Source organism: Cryobacterium sp. 10I5, assembly GCF_035019865.1.
GTDB lineage: Bacteria > Actinomycetota > Actinomycetes > Actinomycetales > Microbacteriaceae > Cryobacterium > Cryobacterium breve_A.
This window is the reverse complement of sequence record NZ_JASJVI010000001.1, coordinates 150,820-168,370: the sequence shown is the minus strand read 5'-3', so window position 1 is coordinate 168,370 and position 17,551 is coordinate 150,820. Positions and strand designations below refer to the sequence as shown.

Annotated in this window: 15 protein-coding genes; 7 read left to right on the top strand and 8 right to left on the bottom strand. The window is 67.9% G+C overall.

From position 1 onward, the window contains the following. Positions 1 to 79: 79 nt before the first annotated feature. A complete protein-coding gene (gene cydD, locus QN350_RS00760; protein ID WP_322139700.1) occupies positions 80 to 1,801 on the top strand; it encodes a thiol reductant ABC exporter subunit CydD in 1,722 nt (573 codons plus the stop codon). Beyond that, positions 1,794 to 3,503, top strand: a complete 1,710-nt coding sequence (gene cydC, locus QN350_RS00755) for a thiol reductant ABC exporter subunit CydC (RefSeq protein WP_323502726.1) — start codon at positions 1,794 to 1,796, stop codon at positions 3,501 to 3,503. The genes cydD and cydC overlap by 8 nt, the downstream gene beginning before the upstream one ends. A gap of 75 nt (positions 3,504 to 3,578) precedes the next feature. Here cydC and QN350_RS00750 read toward each other — a convergent pair whose 3' ends face one another. Continuing rightward, the gene (locus tag QN350_RS00750; protein WP_323515614.1) at positions 3,579 to 5,030 is read right to left on the bottom strand and encodes an HNH endonuclease signature motif containing protein; all 1,452 of its coding nucleotides are present in this window, start codon (positions 5,028 to 5,030) and stop codon (positions 3,579 to 3,581) included. A 149-nt stretch (positions 5,031 to 5,179) separates the two neighbouring features. Here QN350_RS00750 and QN350_RS00745 point away from each other — a divergent pair, with 149 nt between their 5' ends. The 5 genes from QN350_RS00745 (at position 5,180) to QN350_RS00725 (ending at position 12,157) form a co-directional block, all read left to right on the top strand. Beyond that, a complete protein-coding gene (locus QN350_RS00745) occupies positions 5,180 to 6,793 on the top strand; it encodes an anthranilate synthase component I family protein (RefSeq protein WP_322139703.1) in 1,614 nt (537 codons plus the stop codon). Between the two features lie 59 nt (positions 6,794 to 6,852). Beyond that, positions 6,853 to 9,447: a leucine--tRNA ligase gene (gene leuS / locus QN350_RS00740; protein ID WP_322139704.1), complete on the top strand. Its 2,595-nt coding sequence runs from the start codon at positions 6,853 to 6,855 to the stop codon at positions 9,445 to 9,447. Between the two features lie 233 nt (positions 9,448 to 9,680). Beyond that, positions 9,681 to 10,568, top strand: a complete 888-nt coding sequence (locus QN350_RS00735; protein WP_322139705.1) for a helix-hairpin-helix domain-containing protein — start codon at positions 9,681 to 9,683, stop codon at positions 10,566 to 10,568. Positions 10,569 to 10,612: 44 nt separating this feature from the next. Then, positions 10,613 to 11,650 carry a hypothetical protein gene (locus QN350_RS00730; protein ID WP_323515611.1) on the top strand — a complete coding sequence of 346 codons (1,038 nt, stop codon included), beginning with the start codon at positions 10,613 to 10,615 and terminating at the stop codon, positions 11,648 to 11,650. A gap of 204 nt (positions 11,651 to 11,854) precedes the next feature. Then, complete coding sequence (locus tag QN350_RS00725) at positions 11,855 to 12,157, top strand: hypothetical protein (protein ID WP_323515610.1); 303 nt, start codon at positions 11,855 to 11,857, stop codon at positions 12,155 to 12,157. A gap of 283 nt (positions 12,158 to 12,440) precedes the next feature. Here the strand turns inward: QN350_RS00725 and QN350_RS00720 are convergent, their stop codons facing one another. The 7 genes from QN350_RS00720 to QN350_RS00690 form a co-directional block, all read right to left on the bottom strand. Beyond that, complete coding sequence (locus QN350_RS00720) at positions 12,441 to 12,812, bottom strand: hypothetical protein (RefSeq protein ID WP_323515607.1); 372 nt, start codon at positions 12,810 to 12,812, stop codon at positions 12,441 to 12,443. Between the two features lie 560 nt (positions 12,813 to 13,372). Continuing rightward, entirely contained in the window at positions 13,373 to 14,782 is a 1,410-nt protein-coding gene (locus QN350_RS00715) for a phage major capsid protein (RefSeq protein ID WP_323515605.1), read from the bottom strand. Between the two features lie 239 nt (positions 14,783 to 15,021). Continuing rightward, positions 15,022 to 15,309 carry a hypothetical protein gene (locus QN350_RS00710; RefSeq protein WP_323515603.1) on the bottom strand — a complete coding sequence of 96 codons (288 nt, stop codon included), beginning with the start codon at positions 15,307 to 15,309 and terminating at the stop codon, positions 15,022 to 15,024. A gap of 2 nt (positions 15,310 to 15,311) precedes the next feature. Continuing rightward, entirely contained in the window at positions 15,312 to 15,548 is a 237-nt protein-coding gene (locus QN350_RS00705; RefSeq protein ID WP_323515600.1) for a WhiB family transcriptional regulator, read from the bottom strand. Continuing rightward, a complete protein-coding gene (locus tag QN350_RS00700; protein ID WP_323515598.1) occupies positions 15,545 to 16,870 on the bottom strand; it encodes a DUF3631 domain-containing protein in 1,326 nt (441 codons plus the stop codon). The genes QN350_RS00705 and QN350_RS00700 overlap by 4 nt, the downstream gene beginning before the upstream one ends. Beyond that, positions 16,867 to 17,280, bottom strand: a complete 414-nt coding sequence (locus QN350_RS00695) for a hypothetical protein (RefSeq protein WP_323515595.1) — start codon at positions 17,278 to 17,280, stop codon at positions 16,867 to 16,869. Before QN350_RS00695 ends, QN350_RS00700 begins: the two co-directional genes overlap by 4 nt. Then, complete coding sequence (locus tag QN350_RS00690) at positions 17,277 to 17,486, bottom strand: hypothetical protein (protein WP_323502541.1); 210 nt, start codon at positions 17,484 to 17,486, stop codon at positions 17,277 to 17,279. Before QN350_RS00690 ends, QN350_RS00695 begins: the two co-directional genes overlap by 4 nt. Positions 17,487 to 17,551 lie beyond the last annotated feature (65 nt).

Genomic DNA, 17,551 nt, shown 5'->3' with positions numbered 1-17,551 from the left:
TCTGCCCGTCCCGAGGCACGGCCGGTCCGAGCGACCCGCACGCCCGCGGTCCGGCACCGCTATCGAACAGAACGAGCACATGCGTCCCCTTGACCCCCGGCTTCTCCGCTACGCTTCTGCCGCGCGGTGGTTCCTGGCCATCGGGGCGGTGCTCGGCTTCGCGCAGACCCTCGTCGTGATCGCGTTCTCCTGGCTGCTCAGCCAGGTGATCACGCTCGCGGTGGCCGGCCACGGCCAGGCGGAGCTCGCACCGTACGTCGGTGGTCTCGCCGCCGTCGTGGTCCTGCGGGCCGCGCTGGTCTGGCTGCTCGAGGTCGCGGCGAGCCGCGGCGCGGCATCCGTCAAGAGCCAGTTGCGCACCCGGGTGCTGCGCCGCGTCGCCGAGCACGGGCCGGACTGGCTCGCCGGCCAACAGGGCGCTCGCGTGTCCACCCTCGCGACCCAGGGGCTCGACGCCCTCGACAACTATTTCGCCAGGTACCTTCCGCAGCTGCTGCTCGCCGGGATCGCCACGCCGATCCTCGTGCTCGTGATGCTCTGGCAGGACCTCCCGAGCGGCATCACGGTGATCATCGTGCTCCCGCTCATTCCGCTGTTCATGATCCTGATCGGCCAGGCCACCCAGGCCGTGCAGAAGCAGCAGTGGGAGTCGCTGCAGCGGCTCGGCGTCGGCTTCCTCGACCTCGTCGGCGGCCTCGGCACCCTGAAGATCTTCGGCAGGGAACGCCGGCAGACGGACCGGGTGCGCACGATCACCGAGGACTACCGCGTGCGCACGATGAAGGTGCTCCGGGTGTCGTTCCTGAGCGGCTTCGTGCTCGAGCTCGGGGCCAGCCTCTCGGTCGCGCTCGTGGCGGTGTCGATCGGCCTGCGGCTCGTCGACGGGTCGCTCGGCCTCGGCGTGGGGCTCTTCGTGCTGCTGCTCGCGCCTGAGGCATTCCTCCCGGTGCGCCAGATCGGTGTGCAGTTCCACGCCGCCGCCGACGGGCTCGCCGCGGCGGAAGAAGTCTTCCTGATCATCGAGGGCGGTCCGGCGGGCGGTCCGGCGGGCGGTATGGCGGTCGGAACGGCGACAGACCCGGCGGATGCCGCCGCGCCGGCCACGCACGCACCGGCCACGACGCCGGCCGGATCGCTCCGCTTCGACGGGGTCACCGTGCGCCGCGGCACGAACGTGACTCTCCCCGCATTCAGCGCGACGGTCGCACCGGGCCGGTTCGCGGTCATCGCCGGGCCGAGCGGCGCCGGCAAGTCGACACTCGTGGCGGCGCTCCAAGGCTTCGTGCCGTACACCGGCTCGATCACCCTCGGCGACACGACCCTCGTGCCCGGTGGGCCACGACCCTGGCTCGCCTGGGCGGGCCAACGGCCGGGACTGCTCTCGGGGACCATCGCGGACAACGTGGCGCTCGGCGCCCCCGTCGTCGACCGGGCCCTGGTGGCTCGCGCACTCGACCTCGCCGGCGGCGGCGACCTGCAGCCGGCGACCGCCCTCGGCGTGAACGGGGACGGCCTCTCGGGTGGGCAGGCGCAGCGCGTTGCCGCGGCGAGGGCCATCTACCGCACCCTGTCGGACGGATGCCCGGTGCTCGTCCTCGACGAACCGAGCTCCGCCCTCGACGAGGCCGCAGAGGGCCGGCTGATCGCGGGACTTCGAGAGCTCGCGGCGGCCGGAACGATCGTGATCGTTGTGAGCCACCGCCCGGCCGTCGTCGAAGCCGCCGACCTCGTGCTGTCTGTCGTCCCGGTGGCCGCAAGCCCGGCATCCGTCGTGTCACTGGGGAAGGACGCCCATGTCTGAGTTCCTGCCCCCCACCCGGGTCCGCGCGATCCTCAGGCTGGCCCAGCCGCCCGCGCGCCGCTTCCTGCCCGGGCTGGCCGCCGGCGTCGCGAGCGCCCTCTCGGCCGTCGCCCTGCTCGCGACGAGCGCCTGGCTGATCACCCGCGCCGCCGAACAGCCGCCGATCCTCTACCTGTCCGTGGCGATCGTGGGCGTGCGCGCCTTCGCCCTCGGCCGTTCCGCGTTCCGCTACCTCGACCGGCTCACGAGCCACGATGCTGCATTCCGCCAGCTCGCCGCCCTCCGCGTCGGCGTCTTCGAACGTATCCTCCCGCTCGCCCCCGCTGGGCTCGCGAACACCCGCCGCGGCGACCTGCTCACTCGGCTCGTCCGGGACGTCGACGACCTGCAGGACTTCCCTCTGCGAGTGGTGCAGCCGCTCGCGACGGCCGGGGTGCTCGCGGTACTGAGTGTCGCGGGCGTCTGGCTGCTCTCGCCGCTCGCGGCCCTCGGACTCGCGGTCTGCCTCGTGCTCGCCGGAGTGCTCGGCACAGCCGCCTCGGGAAGCGTCGCCGCCGGCTCCGAGCGCGAGCTCGCTCCGCTCCGCGGAGACCTTGCCGACCGGGTACTCGAACTGGTCGAGAACATCGACGTCCTCACGGCCTTCGGCGTGCTCGATGCCCGTCTCGACGGGCTGGCCACTGCGGACGACCGGCTGCGCAGGGCGACCCTGCGCCGGTCCGTCGGCGTCGGCATCCAGGGCGCGGTGCTCTCCCTGTTCGCCGGCGCCGCGACCGTCGCCGCGTTGCTCGCCGGCTTCGGGGGGCTCTCGGGTGGCAGCCTGCCCGGCCCCGACTTCGCCGTGATCGTGCTCGTCCCGATGGCGGTCTTCGAGGTCTTCGCGGTCGTGCCCGCCGCCCTCGGCGCCTGGCGCCAGGTGCGTTCGAGTGCGGAACGCGTTGCGGACGCCGTGCCGACCACGGTCCCACGGGAGATCCCGATCGAGCGCGACGCTGATACCGCGGCGGTTGCTGTCGCACCCGCTGTCGCACCCGCTGTCGCATCCGCCGTCTCCGCACAGCCGGTGCTGCGACTGACCGGCGTCGGCGCGTTCTGGCCCGGCGCGACCGAGCCCGGCGTCTCCGGCGTGACCCTGCGCCTCGGCCCCGGTGAGCGCGTGCACCTCGCAGGCCCGAGCGGGGCCGGCAAGACCACGCTCGCGCAGGTCCTCGTCCGTTTCCTCGACTACACCGGTTCGTACACGCTGGACGGAGTCGAGGCGAACTCCCTCACGCCCTCCGCCGTGCGCCGCTTTGTCGGGCTGTGCGAGCAGCAACCCTGGCTCTTCGACGACAGCATCCGCCAGAACCTGCTCTTCGCCCGGGAAACCTCGAGCGACGACGACCTGCTCGCCGTACTCGACCGGGTCGGTCTCGCCGACTGGACCGCGCAGCGCGGCGGCCTCGATGCGAGGGTCGGTGAACGCGGCGCACTCGTCTCCGGCGGCCAGGCCCAGCGGATCGCCCTCGCCAGGGCACTCCTGGCGGACTTCCCCGTGCTCGTCGTCGATGAACCCACCGCGAACGTCGACGAGGCCCAAGGCGACCGTCTCGTTCGGGACATCCTCGAGGCGGCGTCGGAGGACGGCAGAGCGGTCCTGCTCATCTCGCATACCCCGGTGCCGGACGAGCTCATCACCGCCCGGGTGACCCTTCCCGCCTGACTCTGTGGGTATGGACGTGCAGGCCCTGCCTGTGCGTCCCGGAGAACGCCCCAGGCCTCCGGTAGAACGCCTCTGTTAGAAGGGTGTCGGGTTGTCGGGCTCGTTGGGTGTGGGGTCGAGGTTCCAGACGTCCACGACCGGGACCGGGGGTTTGGGTGCGGGTGTGGGTTTCCGGGGTGGTCTCATGTCGGCGGAGGGTTCGACGATGTAGCGGTATCCGGCCGGTGAGGTCCATTCGATGCGACCGTCGCCGAGGTGTCTTGGTGTCCACCGGGTGTAGCTCTTCACCGCGTGGTGGTACGGGCACAGGTGGGCGAGGTTCATCGCGTCGGTTTCGCCGCCGTGCTGCCACTCGACGCTGTGGTCCAGGTCAGACCGTTTCGCGGAGCGGCGGCAGCCGGGGAAGGTGCAGGTTTCGTCCCGCACCTCGAGCCATTTCTTGAGCGCGGCCGGGACCTTGTAGGTGTCGCGTCCCATCGAGAGCACGACCCCGGTTTCCGGGTGGGTGAGGAGCCGGGTGAAGCTCGGTGCCCCGGCCGCCAGACGCCTGGCGGTGTCGGGGTCGATGGGTCCGTACCCGGCCAGGTACCCGGGTTCCGCGCTTTTGCCGAGCAGGGTCAGGACGGGAACGGTGACGTTCACCTGCGCGGCCACCCCCTGGCCGAGTCCGTCCGGGGTGACGCCGCCGATCAGGACGTCGGTGAGCACGTCCGCGGCGATCTGGGTCAGCGTGCGGGTTTCGTCCGGCCCTTGCAGGGTGAGGGCGGTGTCGAGGGTGCGGTGGTAGGCGGCCTGCACTTTCTCGGCGTCCCCGGTCACATACAGGGACGCCATGCCGTCGTTGAGGGCCTGGAAGACCACGTGCCGGTCCTCGACGCTTTTCTGGTGCCTCGCGGTGATGGTTTCCGGGTGGGTGCGTTCCCGCACCCGGCGGGCCCGGTCGGACAGCTTCGCCACGGTCAGCACCTCCGCGACCGGCACAAGCACGTCCTCGAACACCGCGCGGGCCCGGGCGGCCGCCTCCGGGTCATCTCCCATGCGGATACCCCAGGCCTGGTCCATGATGACCTGGGCGAGCCGGTAACTGATCGACCCGGACGACAGGGCTTCCCGGGTGGCGGGGAGGTCCTCGGCGAGGGTGCGGCTGGCCTCGATCAAGGTCTCGGCCGTGCGCCGCGGCAACCGGAGCAGGGCCCCGACCTCGCAGGCGAACTCCTCCTTCGTGGCCTCTTCCGGCGACCACAGCGGGCGTCTCCCACCGGCGCGCTCTGCCGCTTCCGCGCGGGCCCGGCCGACATCGGCCAGCACCCGCTGGGCGGTATAGATCGCGTCGGCCCGCTTCGCGGCGGCCCGATTCATTTCGCGGTCCGCGTCCCGGATCGCGTCATAGACCTCGGCCAGCGACGGCTCCACGATGTTCAGGTGCTGTGCCTTGAGGTAGCTATCGGGAGGGATGTCGGGAGGGGTCCCGGGCGGAGGTTCCGCCGTGCTGTCCATGAGTGGTTCTGAGGAATTATCAGCTGTCATGCCGGGAACTCTACGGATGACCACCGACATGCCACCGGCATCCGCACGCCCCGCACAAGACCTGTGGATAACCCGCTCAGAAGACTCCTGACACTGGGCCGGGACGCCCGCAGTGCCGCGAAGAAACGGCGGGCTCCTAGGCTAGGGGCGTGTCCGCATCCTCCCGCCCTCGCCGCAGTCCCGGCCGGGGCGACCACCGACGTTGGGAACTGGCAGGCTGGTGGGACCCGGCAGAGGCCTTCGACGCGCTATACCGCGAGAGCGGACACTCCATCTGGCTCGATGCCGGCCCTGGCGCACGCACCGGCTTCAGCTACCTCGCCGGGCCGACCGAACGCTCCCGGTTCGTGAGCGCCTCCGTGCCAGACGGAACCGTGACGGTCACCGTGCCCGGAGACCCGCTCGCGGCACCGGTCACGAGCCGCGGCACGATCTTCGACTTCCTCCGGGACGACCTCGCTGCGCCCATCGGCGCGTCTGGAGGAGCGTCCGAGCCGCACGAGTCGAACGAGCCGCACGAGGCGAACGAGTCAGACGATCCGGAACCAGGCAGCCGGCGACCGGGCGGCTTCCACCTCGGCTGGGTCGGCTGGCTCGGGTACGAGCTCGGTGCCCAGACCCTCGGCGTGCCGCAACCGTCTTCGCCCTACCCCGACGCGGCCCTGCTCGAGATCGACCGGATGCTCGCCTTCGACCACGAGAACCGCACCGTCACCCTGCTCGCCCGCAGGCAGCCGGGGGAGCCGGTCGGGCTCGCGGAGGACTGGGCCCGCACCGTGCGGGCGCACCGGGAAAGTACTCGTGCGGCGCGGCATCCGCTGCAGGCAGTCGGCACAGCGACCACAACGACTGCCGTGACTGCAGTGACTGCCGTGACCACGGCGGATGCCACGCGCGAGCACCCGGCATCACCGCCCCGCGCCCGGTGGCGGCACGACGCAGCCCGCTACGCCGAACTGATCGAACGCTGCCAGGCCTTCATCGCCGCGGGAGACGCCTACCAGCTCTGCCTGACCAACGAGATCACCGTCGACGTGCGCCCGCACCCCGTCCTGGCCTACCACCGCCTGCGGGCAGGCAGCCCGAGCCACCACGGCGGCCTGCTGCGCTTCGGTTCCACCGCCCTGTTGAGCGCCTCTCCCGAACAGTTCCTCGCCGTCGGGGCCGACGGCGGCCTCTCGACCACGCCGATCAAGGGCACCAGGCCGCGCTCCGCGGATCCCGCGACCGACGCCGGCCTCCGCGCCGAACTCGGCTCGAGCGACAAGGAACGCGCTGAGAACCTGATGATCGTCGACCTGATGCGCAATGACATCGGCCGGGTCGCCGAACTCGGCACCGTCGCCGTCACACGCCTCCTCGACATCGAGAGCTACGCCCACGTTCACCAGCTCGTGAGCACCGTCGAGGCGCGCCTCGCCGCAGGGCTGACCGGCACGGATGCCGTCGAAGCGTGCTTCCCGGCCGGTTCGATGACCGGGGTGCCCAAGCGGAGCGCCGTCAGCCTGCTCCGCGGACTCGAGGACGGTCCCCGCGGCATCTACTCCGGTGCCTTCGGCTACTTCGGCCGGGACGGCGCCGTCGACCTCGCCATGGTGATCCGCAGCATCGTGCTCGACCCGTCGGGCGCCTCGATCGGAACCGGCGGCGGAATCACGGCCCTCTCCGTCCCTGCGGAGGAGGTTGAGGAGACCCGGATCAAGGCCGCGGCGCTCCTGGCTGCGCTGGGTTGCGACCCTGACCTCGTTACCAGCGCGGGTTGAGTAACCTAGAAGCTTGGACCGTGAAGCGTTCACGCCCGAATCACCAGAATGAGAGTCCCGTGGCACACGAGCACGACCGCACCCCATACGGCGTAGAGATCGACGAGGACGTCTATGACTTCGCCGCGATCCAGGCGAAGTGGCAACCCATCTGGGACGAGCTCGAACCGTTCCGCACGAGCGACCCCGACGACACCCGTCCGCGCAAGTACGTGCTCGACATGTTCCCGTATCCCTCCGGCGACCTGCACATGGGCCACGCCGAGGTCTACGCGCTCGGCGACATCGTCGCCAGGTACTGGCGCCAGCAGGGCTTCAACGTGCTGCACCCGATCGGCTGGGACTCCTTCGGGCTCCCGGCGGAGAACGCCGCCATCAAGCGCGGCATCGACCCGCGCGGCTGGACCTACGACAACATCGCCCAGCAGAAGAAGAGCATGAAGCTCTACGCTGCCTCCTTCGACTGGTCCCGCGAACTGCACACGAGCGACCCCGAGTACTACAAGTGGAACCAGTGGCTGTTCCTCCAGCTGTACAAGAAGGGCCTCGCCTACCGCAAGGACAGCTGGGTCAACTGGGACCCGATCGACCAGACCGTGCTCGCGAATGAGCAGGTGCTTCCGGACGGCACGAGCGACCGCAGCGGCGCGATCGTGGTCAAGAAGAAGCTCACCCAGTGGTACTTCAAGATCACCGACTACGCCGACCGCCTGCTCGACGACCTGAACCAGCTCGAAGGCACCTGGCCGGCCAAGGTGCTCAACATGCAGCGCAACTGGATCGGCCGCTCCATCGGCGCCGACGTCGACTTCGCCATCGAGGGCCGAGAGGCGGTCGTGAGCGTCTTCACGACCCGCCCGGACACGCTCTTCGGCGCGACCTTCATGGTCGTGGCCCCGGACTCTGACCTCGCAGCCGAGCTCGTCGCCGACTCCACTCCCGAGGTGCGCGAGCGCTTCCAGGACTACCTCGTGCAGATGCAGAAGAGTACCGACATCGAGCGCCAGGCCACCGACCGGCCCAAGACCGGCGTCTTCCTCGAGCGTTACGCGATCAACCCGGTCAACGGCGAACGCCTGCCGATCTGGGCAGCGGACTACGTCTTCGCGGACTACGGCCACGGCGCCGTGATGGCCGTCCCCGCGCACGACCAGCGCGACCTCGACTTCGCCCTGAAGTTCGGCCTGCCCGTCCGGGTCGTCGTGGACACGACGGCGCCCCTGACCGGCACCCTGCCCGTGATCACCCCAGGCATGATCGACGGCACGGAGGAGCTGCCAACCACTCCCGCGCCGCTCGACCCCGCTGAAACCGGCGTCGCGCTGGCCGGGGAAGGCCGCCTGATCAACTCCGGAGCACTCACCGGGCTCAGCAAGAACAACGCGATCAAGCGCATCGTCGAACAGCTCACCCAGGACGGCACCGGCAGGTCCGCCAAGAACTACCGGCTGCGCGACTGGCTGATCTCCCGCCAGCGCTACTGGGGCACCCCGATCCCGATCATCCACGGCCAGGACGGCGCCGAGATCCCCGTGCCCGAAGACCAGCTGCCGGTGCTGCTGCCCTCGACCGAGGGCCTCGACCTCAAGCCGAAGGGCACCTCCCCGCTCGGCGGCGCCACGGACTGGGTCAACGTCCCGAACCCGATCGACGGCACCCCGGCCCGCCGCGACGCGGACACCATGGACACCTTCGTCGACAGCTCCTGGTACTTCCTCCGGTTCCTGAACCCGAACGACGACACCCAGGCGTTCGACCCGAAGGAAGCCGAGAAGTGGGCTCCCGTCGACCAGTACGTCGGCGGCGTCGAGCACGCCATCCTGCACCTGCTGTACGCCCGGTTCATCACCAAGGTGCTCTTCGACCTCGGCTATGTGACCTTCACCGAGCCGTTCACCGCACTGCTCAACCAGGGCATGGTCATCCTCGACGGCACGAAGATGTCCAAGAGCAAGGGCAACCTCGTCTACTTCACCGAGGAGATCGACCAGTTCGGCGTCGACGCCGTGCGCCTCACGATGGCCTTCGCCGGCCCGCCGGAGGACGACATCGACTGGGCCGACGTGTCCCCGGTCGGTTCCGCCAAGTTCCTCGCCCGCGCCTGGCGCATGGCCAAGGACGTCACAAGCGCACCGGACGTGCTGTGGAAGACCGGCGACCCGGCCCTCCGCCGCGTCACGCACCGTTTCCTCGCCGACGCGCCCGGCCTGATCGAATCGTTCAAGTTCAACGTCGTCGTCGCCCGGTTGATGGAGCTCGTGAACGCGACCCGCAAGGTCATCGACACGGGCGCAGGCCCGGCGGATGCCGCGGTGCGCGAGGCCGCCGAGGCGACCGCCATGGCGCTCAACCTGTTCGCGCCGTACACGGCGGAGGACATGTGGCAGCGCCTCGGCTATGAGCCGTGCGTCGCGCTCGCTCAGTGGCGCAAGGCCGACCCGCGGCTCCTCGTCGAGGAATCCGTCACGGCCATCGTGCAGGTCGACAACAAGGTGCGCGAGCGCCTCGAGGTCTCGCCGAAGATCGCCGCTGACGACCTCGAGGGCCTCGCCCGGGCGTCCGCTTCGGTCATTCGCGCGATCGGGGACCGGGAAATCGTCCACGTGATCGTCCGGGCGCCGAAGCTCGTGAGCATCGTCACCAAGCCCGTCTGAGCTCCTGACGGCGGGAAGCCCTGGGGCACTGAAGGGCCCTGAGGCTTCTCGGAGCGCCCGCCGATGCGCCTGGCGGGCCCTCGACAGGCTCGGGGCCGGGCCGGTTGTCCACCGGTCCGGTCCTCGAGCGGCGCCCCGCCCGGTGGCGCGCTTAGCCTGCCCGGATGGAGACTCCAGGGCCATCGGCCTGGCCGGAATGGGAATCAGAGCCAGAACATGGCCACGATTCCGGCATGGATTCCGGCCGTGATTCCGGCCTGGATCGCGACCGTGGGCACGTCGAGCGGCGGGCGCCCGCCGACGGGGCCGACCCGTTCCGTGGCCGCATGTCGCCGCTCGACACGCTCGCGCCCGCTGCCCGCCGGCCGAACCGGGCTCGGCTCCGGATCGGCCTGGGCGCGGCGGTCGTGCTCCTGCTCGCCGCTCTCCTCATTGCGGTGATCGTCACCGCGATCGGGCCGCAGGCCGGACAGCACGTGCTCGTCCCCGCGCCGAGCGGAGCCGGGGGCCGCGGAACGTCGACAGCCTCCCCAGGCGCCGGCTCAGCGTCCGGTCCGTCCGGTTCGCCCGGCACCAACTCGGGCGCGTCCGGTCCCGCGTCCGGAGCGGCCGGCTCCGGAACCTCGCGGGCCTCGCCGTTTCCGGGGGCCACCACTGCCCCCGTCATCCTCGTGCATGTTCTCGGCGCCGTTCTCCGGCCGGGACTGTTCGAACTGCCGGTCGGTGCTCGCGTGGTCGATGCCGTGTCCGCAGCTGGGGGATTCACAGCGGCGGCTGATCCGGCGGGGACCAACCTCGCCAGGCCGCTCGCGGATGGCGAACAGGTCTACCTGCCCGCGATCGGTGAGACGGTGCCTGGCGGTGCGGCTGGAACGGGTGGCCCCGGCGGAAGCGGGGCAGGTTCGGGTGGCGGTGCCGGGCTTCCCGCCGTGAAGGTCAATCTCAACCGGGCGACGGCGGCCGAGTTGGATGCGCTGCCGCGGATCGGACCGGCCATGGCGCAGCGCATCGTCGACTACCGGTCCGCCAACGGTCCGTTCGCCTCCGTCGAAGACCTGCGGAACGTGACAGGCATCGGGGACAAGACCTTCGAGGCCCTGAAAGACCTCGTGACGGTGTGAGGGCGTGACGGTGTGAGGGCGTGACGGTGCGAGGTCGTGACGGAATGAGGTCCGCGGCAGGTCTGGCAGGTCGGGCAGGTCCGGCAGGTCCGGCAGGCTCGGCGGGAACGGATGCGCGGCTGGTCGCGCCTGCGGCACTGGCTTGGGCGACGGCCTGGTGGCTCACGGGTGCCCCGGCGTTCGCCGGGCGGGTCGCCACACTCCTGTGGGCGCTCGTGGCCGCGATCGCCGTCGCCGTCGCCATCTCCATCGCCGCGGACGCGGTCTCCGCGGCGCACAGGGAGCACTCCCGTCCGGCGTCCCGCCCGGCTTCCTCCCGGGAGTCCGACAGGGAGTCCGACAGGGAGTCCGACCCGCCCGCCTGGAGACGCGCGCCGCGATGGCGCACGACCGGATGGCGTGCTGCCCGGGTGTCGTTGGCCGCAACCGTCCTGGTCTGCGTGACGGCCGCGGCTCTCCTGGCGTCGCTCGTCGCGGTCGCGGCGACGGACCGCCTGCCTGCCGAGATCGCAGGCATCGCCGCGACTCATTCGACCGTCACGGCCCGGATCGTGGTCCGTTCGGTTCCGGCGAGCGCTCCGGCCCTGTCGGGTTTCGGCGGCACAGGTTCCGACGCCGTCGGCGGTGCAGACGCCGGGAGCAGGCGCATCCGGTTCAGGGGCACCCTCGTCGCGGTGCGTACGGTGACCGCACGGGCAGCGACATCGACTGCGACAGCGGCGGTGACTCCCGGGGCGCGTGAGGGACTGTCCGTGCCCGTCCTCGTGTTCGCCGCTGCGGCAGCGGCGGACGGCCTGCGGATCGGCGCGACCGTGAGCCTGGATGCGACACTCGTGGCCACGGAACCGGGAGACGCCGCCGCGCTTCTGGTCTTCGGCGACGGGCGACCGGTGCCGGTCGCCGCGGCGCCGTGGTGGCTGGACTGGGCGGATGCGTTGCGCTCGCGCTTCGCCGCCGCGGCCGAGGAGCTGCCGGGAGACGGGGGAGCGCTGTTGCCCGGGCTTGCAATCGGGGACATGAGCGCCGTCGGCGACGACCTCGACGCGGCGATGAAGTCCAGCGCGCTAATCCGTCGTTACTAACCGCTATTGCGCCGCATGTTTATACTGTGGGCATGGATGACCTCGACTACTTGGACACGCCGAATTGCCCATACTGTCTGGTACCCATGGAGCCCGTGGAGAAGGTGAGGGCAACGGTTTGGGAGTGCCCGGTATGTCGGTTGGTGAAGATGTGATTCGGGACCACTAGAAATGCATGTGATCTGGGTCGATATAGTCCGAACCATGAGTTGGGATATTTGCACGATCATTTGCCTCTACGTTGTTTCATTTCTATTGCCGATATTCGGCTTGTGGGGCCTGTATCAAACGGCCGTCAGCGATGCGAATCGGTACAAGAGCGCGCCGGGTACGGGCGTCGACGAAGAGGTGAGCATCGGAAAATTCAATGTCATGGTGGAAAGTCTTCAACGCACGACACTTGACCGACCAAAGGCCGCGAGGCGGGACTTCTTTTTCATCGGCCTAGGGGTGTTTCTTGGATCTTTTGCCAGCATCTGGTCGGTCATAAAGCCTTTTCTTTCCTAGATCACATACAAAACGGCCCGTCTCGCATATCGCGGGGCGGGCCGTTGTTTCGTGCAGACTTACCCGACGTTCTGCGCTGAGATGCTGGACGAGCAGAGTTCGGCGGCGCTGTGGCCGTAGGATACTGCCGACACGAATACCGTCCTACTAGTGGAGTACTTCGGTGACGGTCATATCGTGCGGAATACTTGTAAACCGCATTTGTTCAGGTCATGTTCTGGTGCTGTGGAGTTGACGCCGATCTCTCCGTCGCCCGAGGTCAATCGGCGCGGTATTCGTCCTGCTATTGGACGGGCAGAGAGAGTTTCTTGATGACGAGTTCAGTGGTCGCAGACAGCACTTCGTTCAACATTGGGACGTTTTTGCCCTCGTCGATAATGCCGAAATATCCCAGTGATCGATCGAAGGTCAACGGGACATGCGTTTCCGTCGCAGCGACCCAAAGGTTCGCGCTGACGGTGCCCGTCTCGAGCGGGCCTGTTCCAACCGGCTCCACGAGGACAAGGTTGCCCGTCACGATGTCTATCCAGGCTGCAGACCATCGCGACTCATCCCAGTTTAACCCTCGTTCCGCAGCCTCCGGAAACCGAAGTTTCAGAGTCGTCACTATCGCCGAGTCTCGCTTTTTTGTATCGAGCTTGAACCATTCGCTCATATCGCACCTTTCACTGGTTGAGGGTGACTCCAAACTAGCGGTGAGATGGGCGTACTTCTGTCCTATCGGGCTATTCGCGTGTCACGGTATCGGGTGGCGACGTCGTTAGCGTGACATGTCACGTGACGCCGGGGCCACTCGGAGGGGATTTTTCTTGACGCGGGTCCTGTGCGCCCCTAGGGCGCTGGACTTTTCGAGCCCCTACCCCTCGCATGCCTCTGACAGCCCATGTGCGCCCCGTGTGAGCGCCGTTGCCGTGGCGGGGTGCGCTTGTATTTATCCACACCCCGTGCCTTGTGCTGGGCGTGTGTGGCGGGGTAGGTGGTGGCGTGTGTTCCGCGAGTAGATATAGACAACCCCGGCCCGCTGTGTGGTGGGCCGGGGTTGTCTGGTGGTGCGGTGCGCAGGTGGTGTCATAGAGCAGCAAAGAGGGATGCTCTCGGCCACCTTCGTTCTAGGCCACACGGTGTCCGGGCGTGGCTTCGTGACGTTGACGCGGGGAACCCGGTAAGGGTGTGGCGGGGGATCATTCCCGTGGGTCCACACCCCTGGCGGGTGGGCTAGAAGGTGGGGGTGATGAGTCCCGTTCCGTTGATGACGGCGACGGACTGCGGGAGCCTGTGAGCGAGTGCCATGTAGTTGTAGACGCGGGCGTAGAGACTGTTCTGGCTGGCGTAGGTCTGCGGGAAAACTTCGGCCCGGATGCTCGATTCGTAGAGCCAGGAGTCGTCGGCCTTCACGATGAGGATCGGGTCCTGGTTGGTGCCCGCGCCCAGGTTGGTGGGCACGTTCGGGTCGATAACGACCGGGAGGCCGAACATTTCACCGACGACGCCCTGCGCAGCACCGGTGGAGCTGATGCCGGAGGCGTTGAGGGGTCCGCCTGCTGCGGGCAGGATCACGGCCCGGTTGGCCCCGTCGACCTGGACTGCGGCCCATGCCCAGCGGCGGGGGTGCATGACGATGTGTGTCGGGGACAGGAACCGGGCTGTCTGCACGGCCTGCACTGCCTGACCGATCTTGGAGTAGAGCTTGCCCACGCCCATGAATGCGGGGGCGGCGTCGGTGTAGGTCACTGCGGTAGTGCCGGGGAGGTTCAGCAACCCGTAGGGCTGTGCGGTGCCGGTGCCGTTGAGGACGAGGTTGCCGACCTGTCGGGCGTAGTCCGCGATCAGGTCGCCCAGGATGACCCGGTCGATGGTGCCGGCCATTGGCGACTGGTCGAAGAGCTGCAGCGAGAGTACCTGACCGCCTGCGATCGTGTACACGCTCGCGGGAACGGTGGTCGAGGTCAGGTCGGTCTGCTGAATCCCGGTGTTCTGCGTGACCTGCAGGGCGGTCGCGGTGCCGGTGTTGACCTTGGGAATGTTGATGATGTCGGTGCCGCCGGGCAGCTCGAGCTTGGTGAGGATATCCGCCGTTGCCCGGGCCGGGCGAAGCGCTGCGACGTAGTCATCGATCAGCCAGAGCGGCGGGGCGAATTCTCCGCCTGAGCCTGCGCTGGTGTTGATGGCACGCAGCTCGGTGATGTTCTTCTGCCGGAGCGTGTCGTTGAACTGGCGGGAGTGGCGGTCGAGCCGTTCGCAGGCTCCGCTGTTGCCGCTACGGGCCTCGAGGAGGTCCTTGAAGTAGGACTCTCGTCCGTTCTGGACGTACACGCCCCCGTCGTTGGTCTGCGTCTGGTACTCGTATCCGGATCGAGACTCGTTGAAACGACCTGTCTTAGCGATGTCGACGATAGCCCTGCGCTTTTCGTTGGCAACGGCCAGGGCGATCTGGGCGCGATTCTCCTCGATCCGGCCGGTGAGCGTGGCCTCGGTCCTCAGTGCGTCGTCGAGGTCGCGTGTTTCGTTAGCGCTGAGTTGGCGGTCAAATTTCTGCGCTCGAGCTGCAAGCTCCGTGACGAGGCCATTGGCGGCGTCCCGCTGTTCGAGCAGTGTTGCTTCGTAAAGGGAAGGATCAGTAGTCATGCTGTGTACTCCTGGGAGATTCGCCGGGCAGGCCTCGGCTGGTGTGGATGGAAGGTAAGCGGCGGGCCTTAGGCGTCATCCAACGCGGCCTGTCGTACCCGGTAACCGAATCCACGGCATCTCGGGGGCGTGAGCCTGACCTGTTCGCGGTGCCCCTCCGGGCGAGTGTCGCAACAAACCAGCTACGCTGATTCTACCGGATGCCGTGGTGAATACCGGAAAACTCGTCGCCGCGCCCGTCATTTCGACTCGTCCGAGTAGACGAAGACGGTCTCGGGCTTGGAAACGAAGTCCACCTCGGCCGTGCGCCCGGGCTCAGGATCGAGGATCCAAGCCAGGGCACGCACGGACTCGTCGAGGTAGTGCGCGCGAACCTTGGGCGAAGTGTTCGCGGCATCCTCGAGAGCTAGCCCGCGGATGACCGCGAACACTTGCAGTTGCTCCTGGTCGAGCGCGACGAGGTTGAGCACCCGTTGCAGCACCTTGTTGACGAGGCGGGGGTCGATGTCGTGCGGCTGTTCGGTCATTTTCAGTTCCCTTTCTTGGTGTTCGTCTTGTATCGCTTGCCTGCCCAGATGCCAGCCTTGGGGCGGTCGAGCTCCCCATAGGCTGCACAGAGGTCGTACACGGGGCATGTGCGGCAGATGGGCGCGAGGGTTGCCGCGGGTACGACATCCGAGATGAAGCGGTCGTCGTCCTTGCAAGCGGGATCGGTGGTGAACATGGCGAACTGCAGGCGCTCGAACGCATCCGTTGCCTTGGTCATGCGGCCACCGCCTGCCGTGCTGCCTGGTGGTCGTCGTCTCTCATGCCGCAGATACCAACCGCTCGGGATTGTGGAGCCATAAGCGGGCGCGAACACACTCGGCAGGCCAGCCCCTCGGCCTCGTTCGTGACCTGTGAGGGGTGGCTGAGTTGCATCCCGTCGGTTCCGTCGGTCTTGGCGGTTCCGTCGGTTTGAATGCGAGGGGTAACGCCCATGCGCCGCCATGCTGCAGCGAGGGTTGCCCGGTGATACCCCCGCGCGCTGTCACCCTGCCGCTGGGAGTGGATCTTGAATCCGGTAACCATCATTCGGCCCAGTCGCTGCACGGTGAGGTCCTTTCCGAAGAAACTCTCGGAGCTCCACATGAGGGGGTTGTGACGGATGAGCCTCGAGACAAGATCCGTTGTGGCGATGAAGCCGGCGTCGTCGGGCCATGCCGCGTAGACATCTCGAATCAGAGAGACGGCGGGAGGCACGTTTGCGATACCGTCCTCTTTGTCCATGGCGGTTGCCTCGATGTCGCGCACGATGAGTTCGTCCGCGATAGATGCCCACTTCTCCCCTGCAGATGAAGCGACGCGCTTGATTGGATACCAACGCTCTTTGATGCGCCCAATGGTGCCCTCTGGGATCGATGGGCGAGCGGACCTGACCGTCTCCCGCACTACCTCTGCTGCAGCCGCTAGACGCGCCCCTAGCGCTTGTGCGTCCTCGTCGATTTCTTCCCAGTCGGACGATTCGACGACGCCCTCGAGGTCAGGCAGGAGCAGTACACGGATACAGCGCGAGCGCGTGTCGTCGGGGAGCGCAGGGGCGTTGCCGGCCATTGCCACGGGGCTGAAGGTAGACATCTCCGAGACTTCCCAGGTGCCGCCCTTTGCCGGCACGAGTACCGGTCGAGTTGCACCCCGCTTGTACCCGGAGTTGAGTACCGCGATGAGGTCTTCGACGCCTGGTTTCTTCGGGTCCAACGATCGATCTACCTCGTCGATAAGGATCGTTCGCATACCCGCGTTGAGCATCCGCGTTAGGAGCGCGGGGGAGGACAACGATGCAGCCTGCACGGGGTTGAGGCAGAGACGTGAAAGGTGCTCGAGCACGGTCGTCTTGCCTGAGCCGTGCATGGGGGAGTCGAGCACGAGGCGCGGGGTTGAGTACGTCTCGAAACATAGGTGCGTGTGCGCTGCCCAGAGGGTGAGCAGGTCTAGGTCCCGGTCCTCCATGACGCATACGAACCGGGCGAGCCAGCCGCGCACATCGTCGAGCACCCTCTCCATTGAATCGACGGAGCCGACGGAACCGACGGAACCGACGGCGCTCATCGTGCACCGCCTGAGTAGATCTCGGCGCGGGTGATTTCCAGATCGGCGCGTGACGGGCCGATTTTGATCGGCTGGCGAGGGTTAAAGAGCGCCGAGTAGTAGCGCCCCGCATCCGCATTAGCCTGGGCGAGAGCAGTCTCGAGGCGGGTGTACTCGGGCAGCAGTGAGGCGAGCGCGAGGCGGTGCCCATGCAGCACGAATCCTTGCAGCGCCCCGGTGAGGTCGTCGAGGTTGATTTCGTCGCTCTGCAGGCGTGCCAGCTCGACGGCTAGGCGATTCTCGACGCTTGCGCCGATGAGTGTCACGGGTTTTGCCGGGTTGGACTGATCCGGCTTTAGGCTTACAGTGGTTGCGTTGGTGAGCTCTTGGGCCGCTCCATTTGCCGTGGGGCAGCTTTTCTCTGCGCTCACGCGGATGCACCGACAGACGGGCGCAACAGAGCCGCGATCCGGTCTCGCTGCTCAGGAGTGAGCGGGGGAGCCGAGGCGACTACGCGGGCGACGTGTTCCTCAAGGCGCTCCGCCTTGAGCTGTCGTCGCAGCTCCGTAGTGTCGGCGGAAGGGTTCTTCTTGATCGTGTGCGCGATCTTGGATCGCGTCTTTGTCCAGTCACTCATGGAGTCCTCGCAGGGGCGTGTGAATCTACGCCCTGCTACTCACGCGAGCTTTTAGCGCCGAACTT

What these genes read in the sequence shown, in the direction of transcription:
- cydD (WP_322139700.1), top strand. Translation starts at nt 80, where the DNA reads ATGCGTCCCCTTGACCCCCGGCTTCTCCGCTACGCTTCTGCCGCGCGG.
- cydC (WP_323502726.1), top strand. Translation starts at nt 1,794, where the DNA reads ATGTCTGAGTTCCTGCCCCCCACCCGGGTCCGCGCGATCCTCAGGCTG.
- QN350_RS00750 (WP_323515614.1), bottom strand. Translation starts at nt 5,030, where the DNA reads ATGACAGCTGATAATTCCTCAGAACCACTCATGGACAGCACGGCGGAA.
- QN350_RS00735 (WP_322139705.1), top strand. Translation starts at nt 9,681, where the DNA reads ATGGATTCCGGCCGTGATTCCGGCCTGGATCGCGACCGTGGGCACGTC.
- QN350_RS00730 (WP_323515611.1), top strand. Translation starts at nt 10,613, where the DNA reads ATGAGGTCCGCGGCAGGTCTGGCAGGTCGGGCAGGTCCGGCAGGTCCG.
- QN350_RS00725 (WP_323515610.1), top strand. Translation starts at nt 11,855, where the DNA reads ATGAGTTGGGATATTTGCACGATCATTTGCCTCTACGTTGTTTCATTT.
- QN350_RS00720 (WP_323515607.1), bottom strand. Translation starts at nt 12,812, where the DNA reads ATGAGCGAATGGTTCAAGCTCGATACAAAAAAGCGAGACTCGGCGATA.
- QN350_RS00715 (WP_323515605.1), bottom strand. Translation starts at nt 14,782, where the DNA reads ATGACTACTGATCCTTCCCTTTACGAAGCAACACTGCTCGAACAGCGG.
- QN350_RS00710 (WP_323515603.1), bottom strand. Translation starts at nt 15,309, where the DNA reads ATGACCGAACAGCCGCACGACATCGACCCCCGCCTCGTCAACAAGGTG.
- QN350_RS00705 (WP_323515600.1), bottom strand. Translation starts at nt 15,548, where the DNA reads ATGACCAAGGCAACGGATGCGTTCGAGCGCCTGCAGTTCGCCATGTTC.
- QN350_RS00700 (WP_323515598.1), bottom strand. Translation starts at nt 16,870, where the DNA reads ATGAGCGCCGTCGGTTCCGTCGGTTCCGTCGGCTCCGTCGATTCAATG.
- QN350_RS00690 (WP_323502541.1), bottom strand. Translation starts at nt 17,486, where the DNA reads ATGAGTGACTGGACAAAGACGCGATCCAAGATCGCGCACACGATCAAG.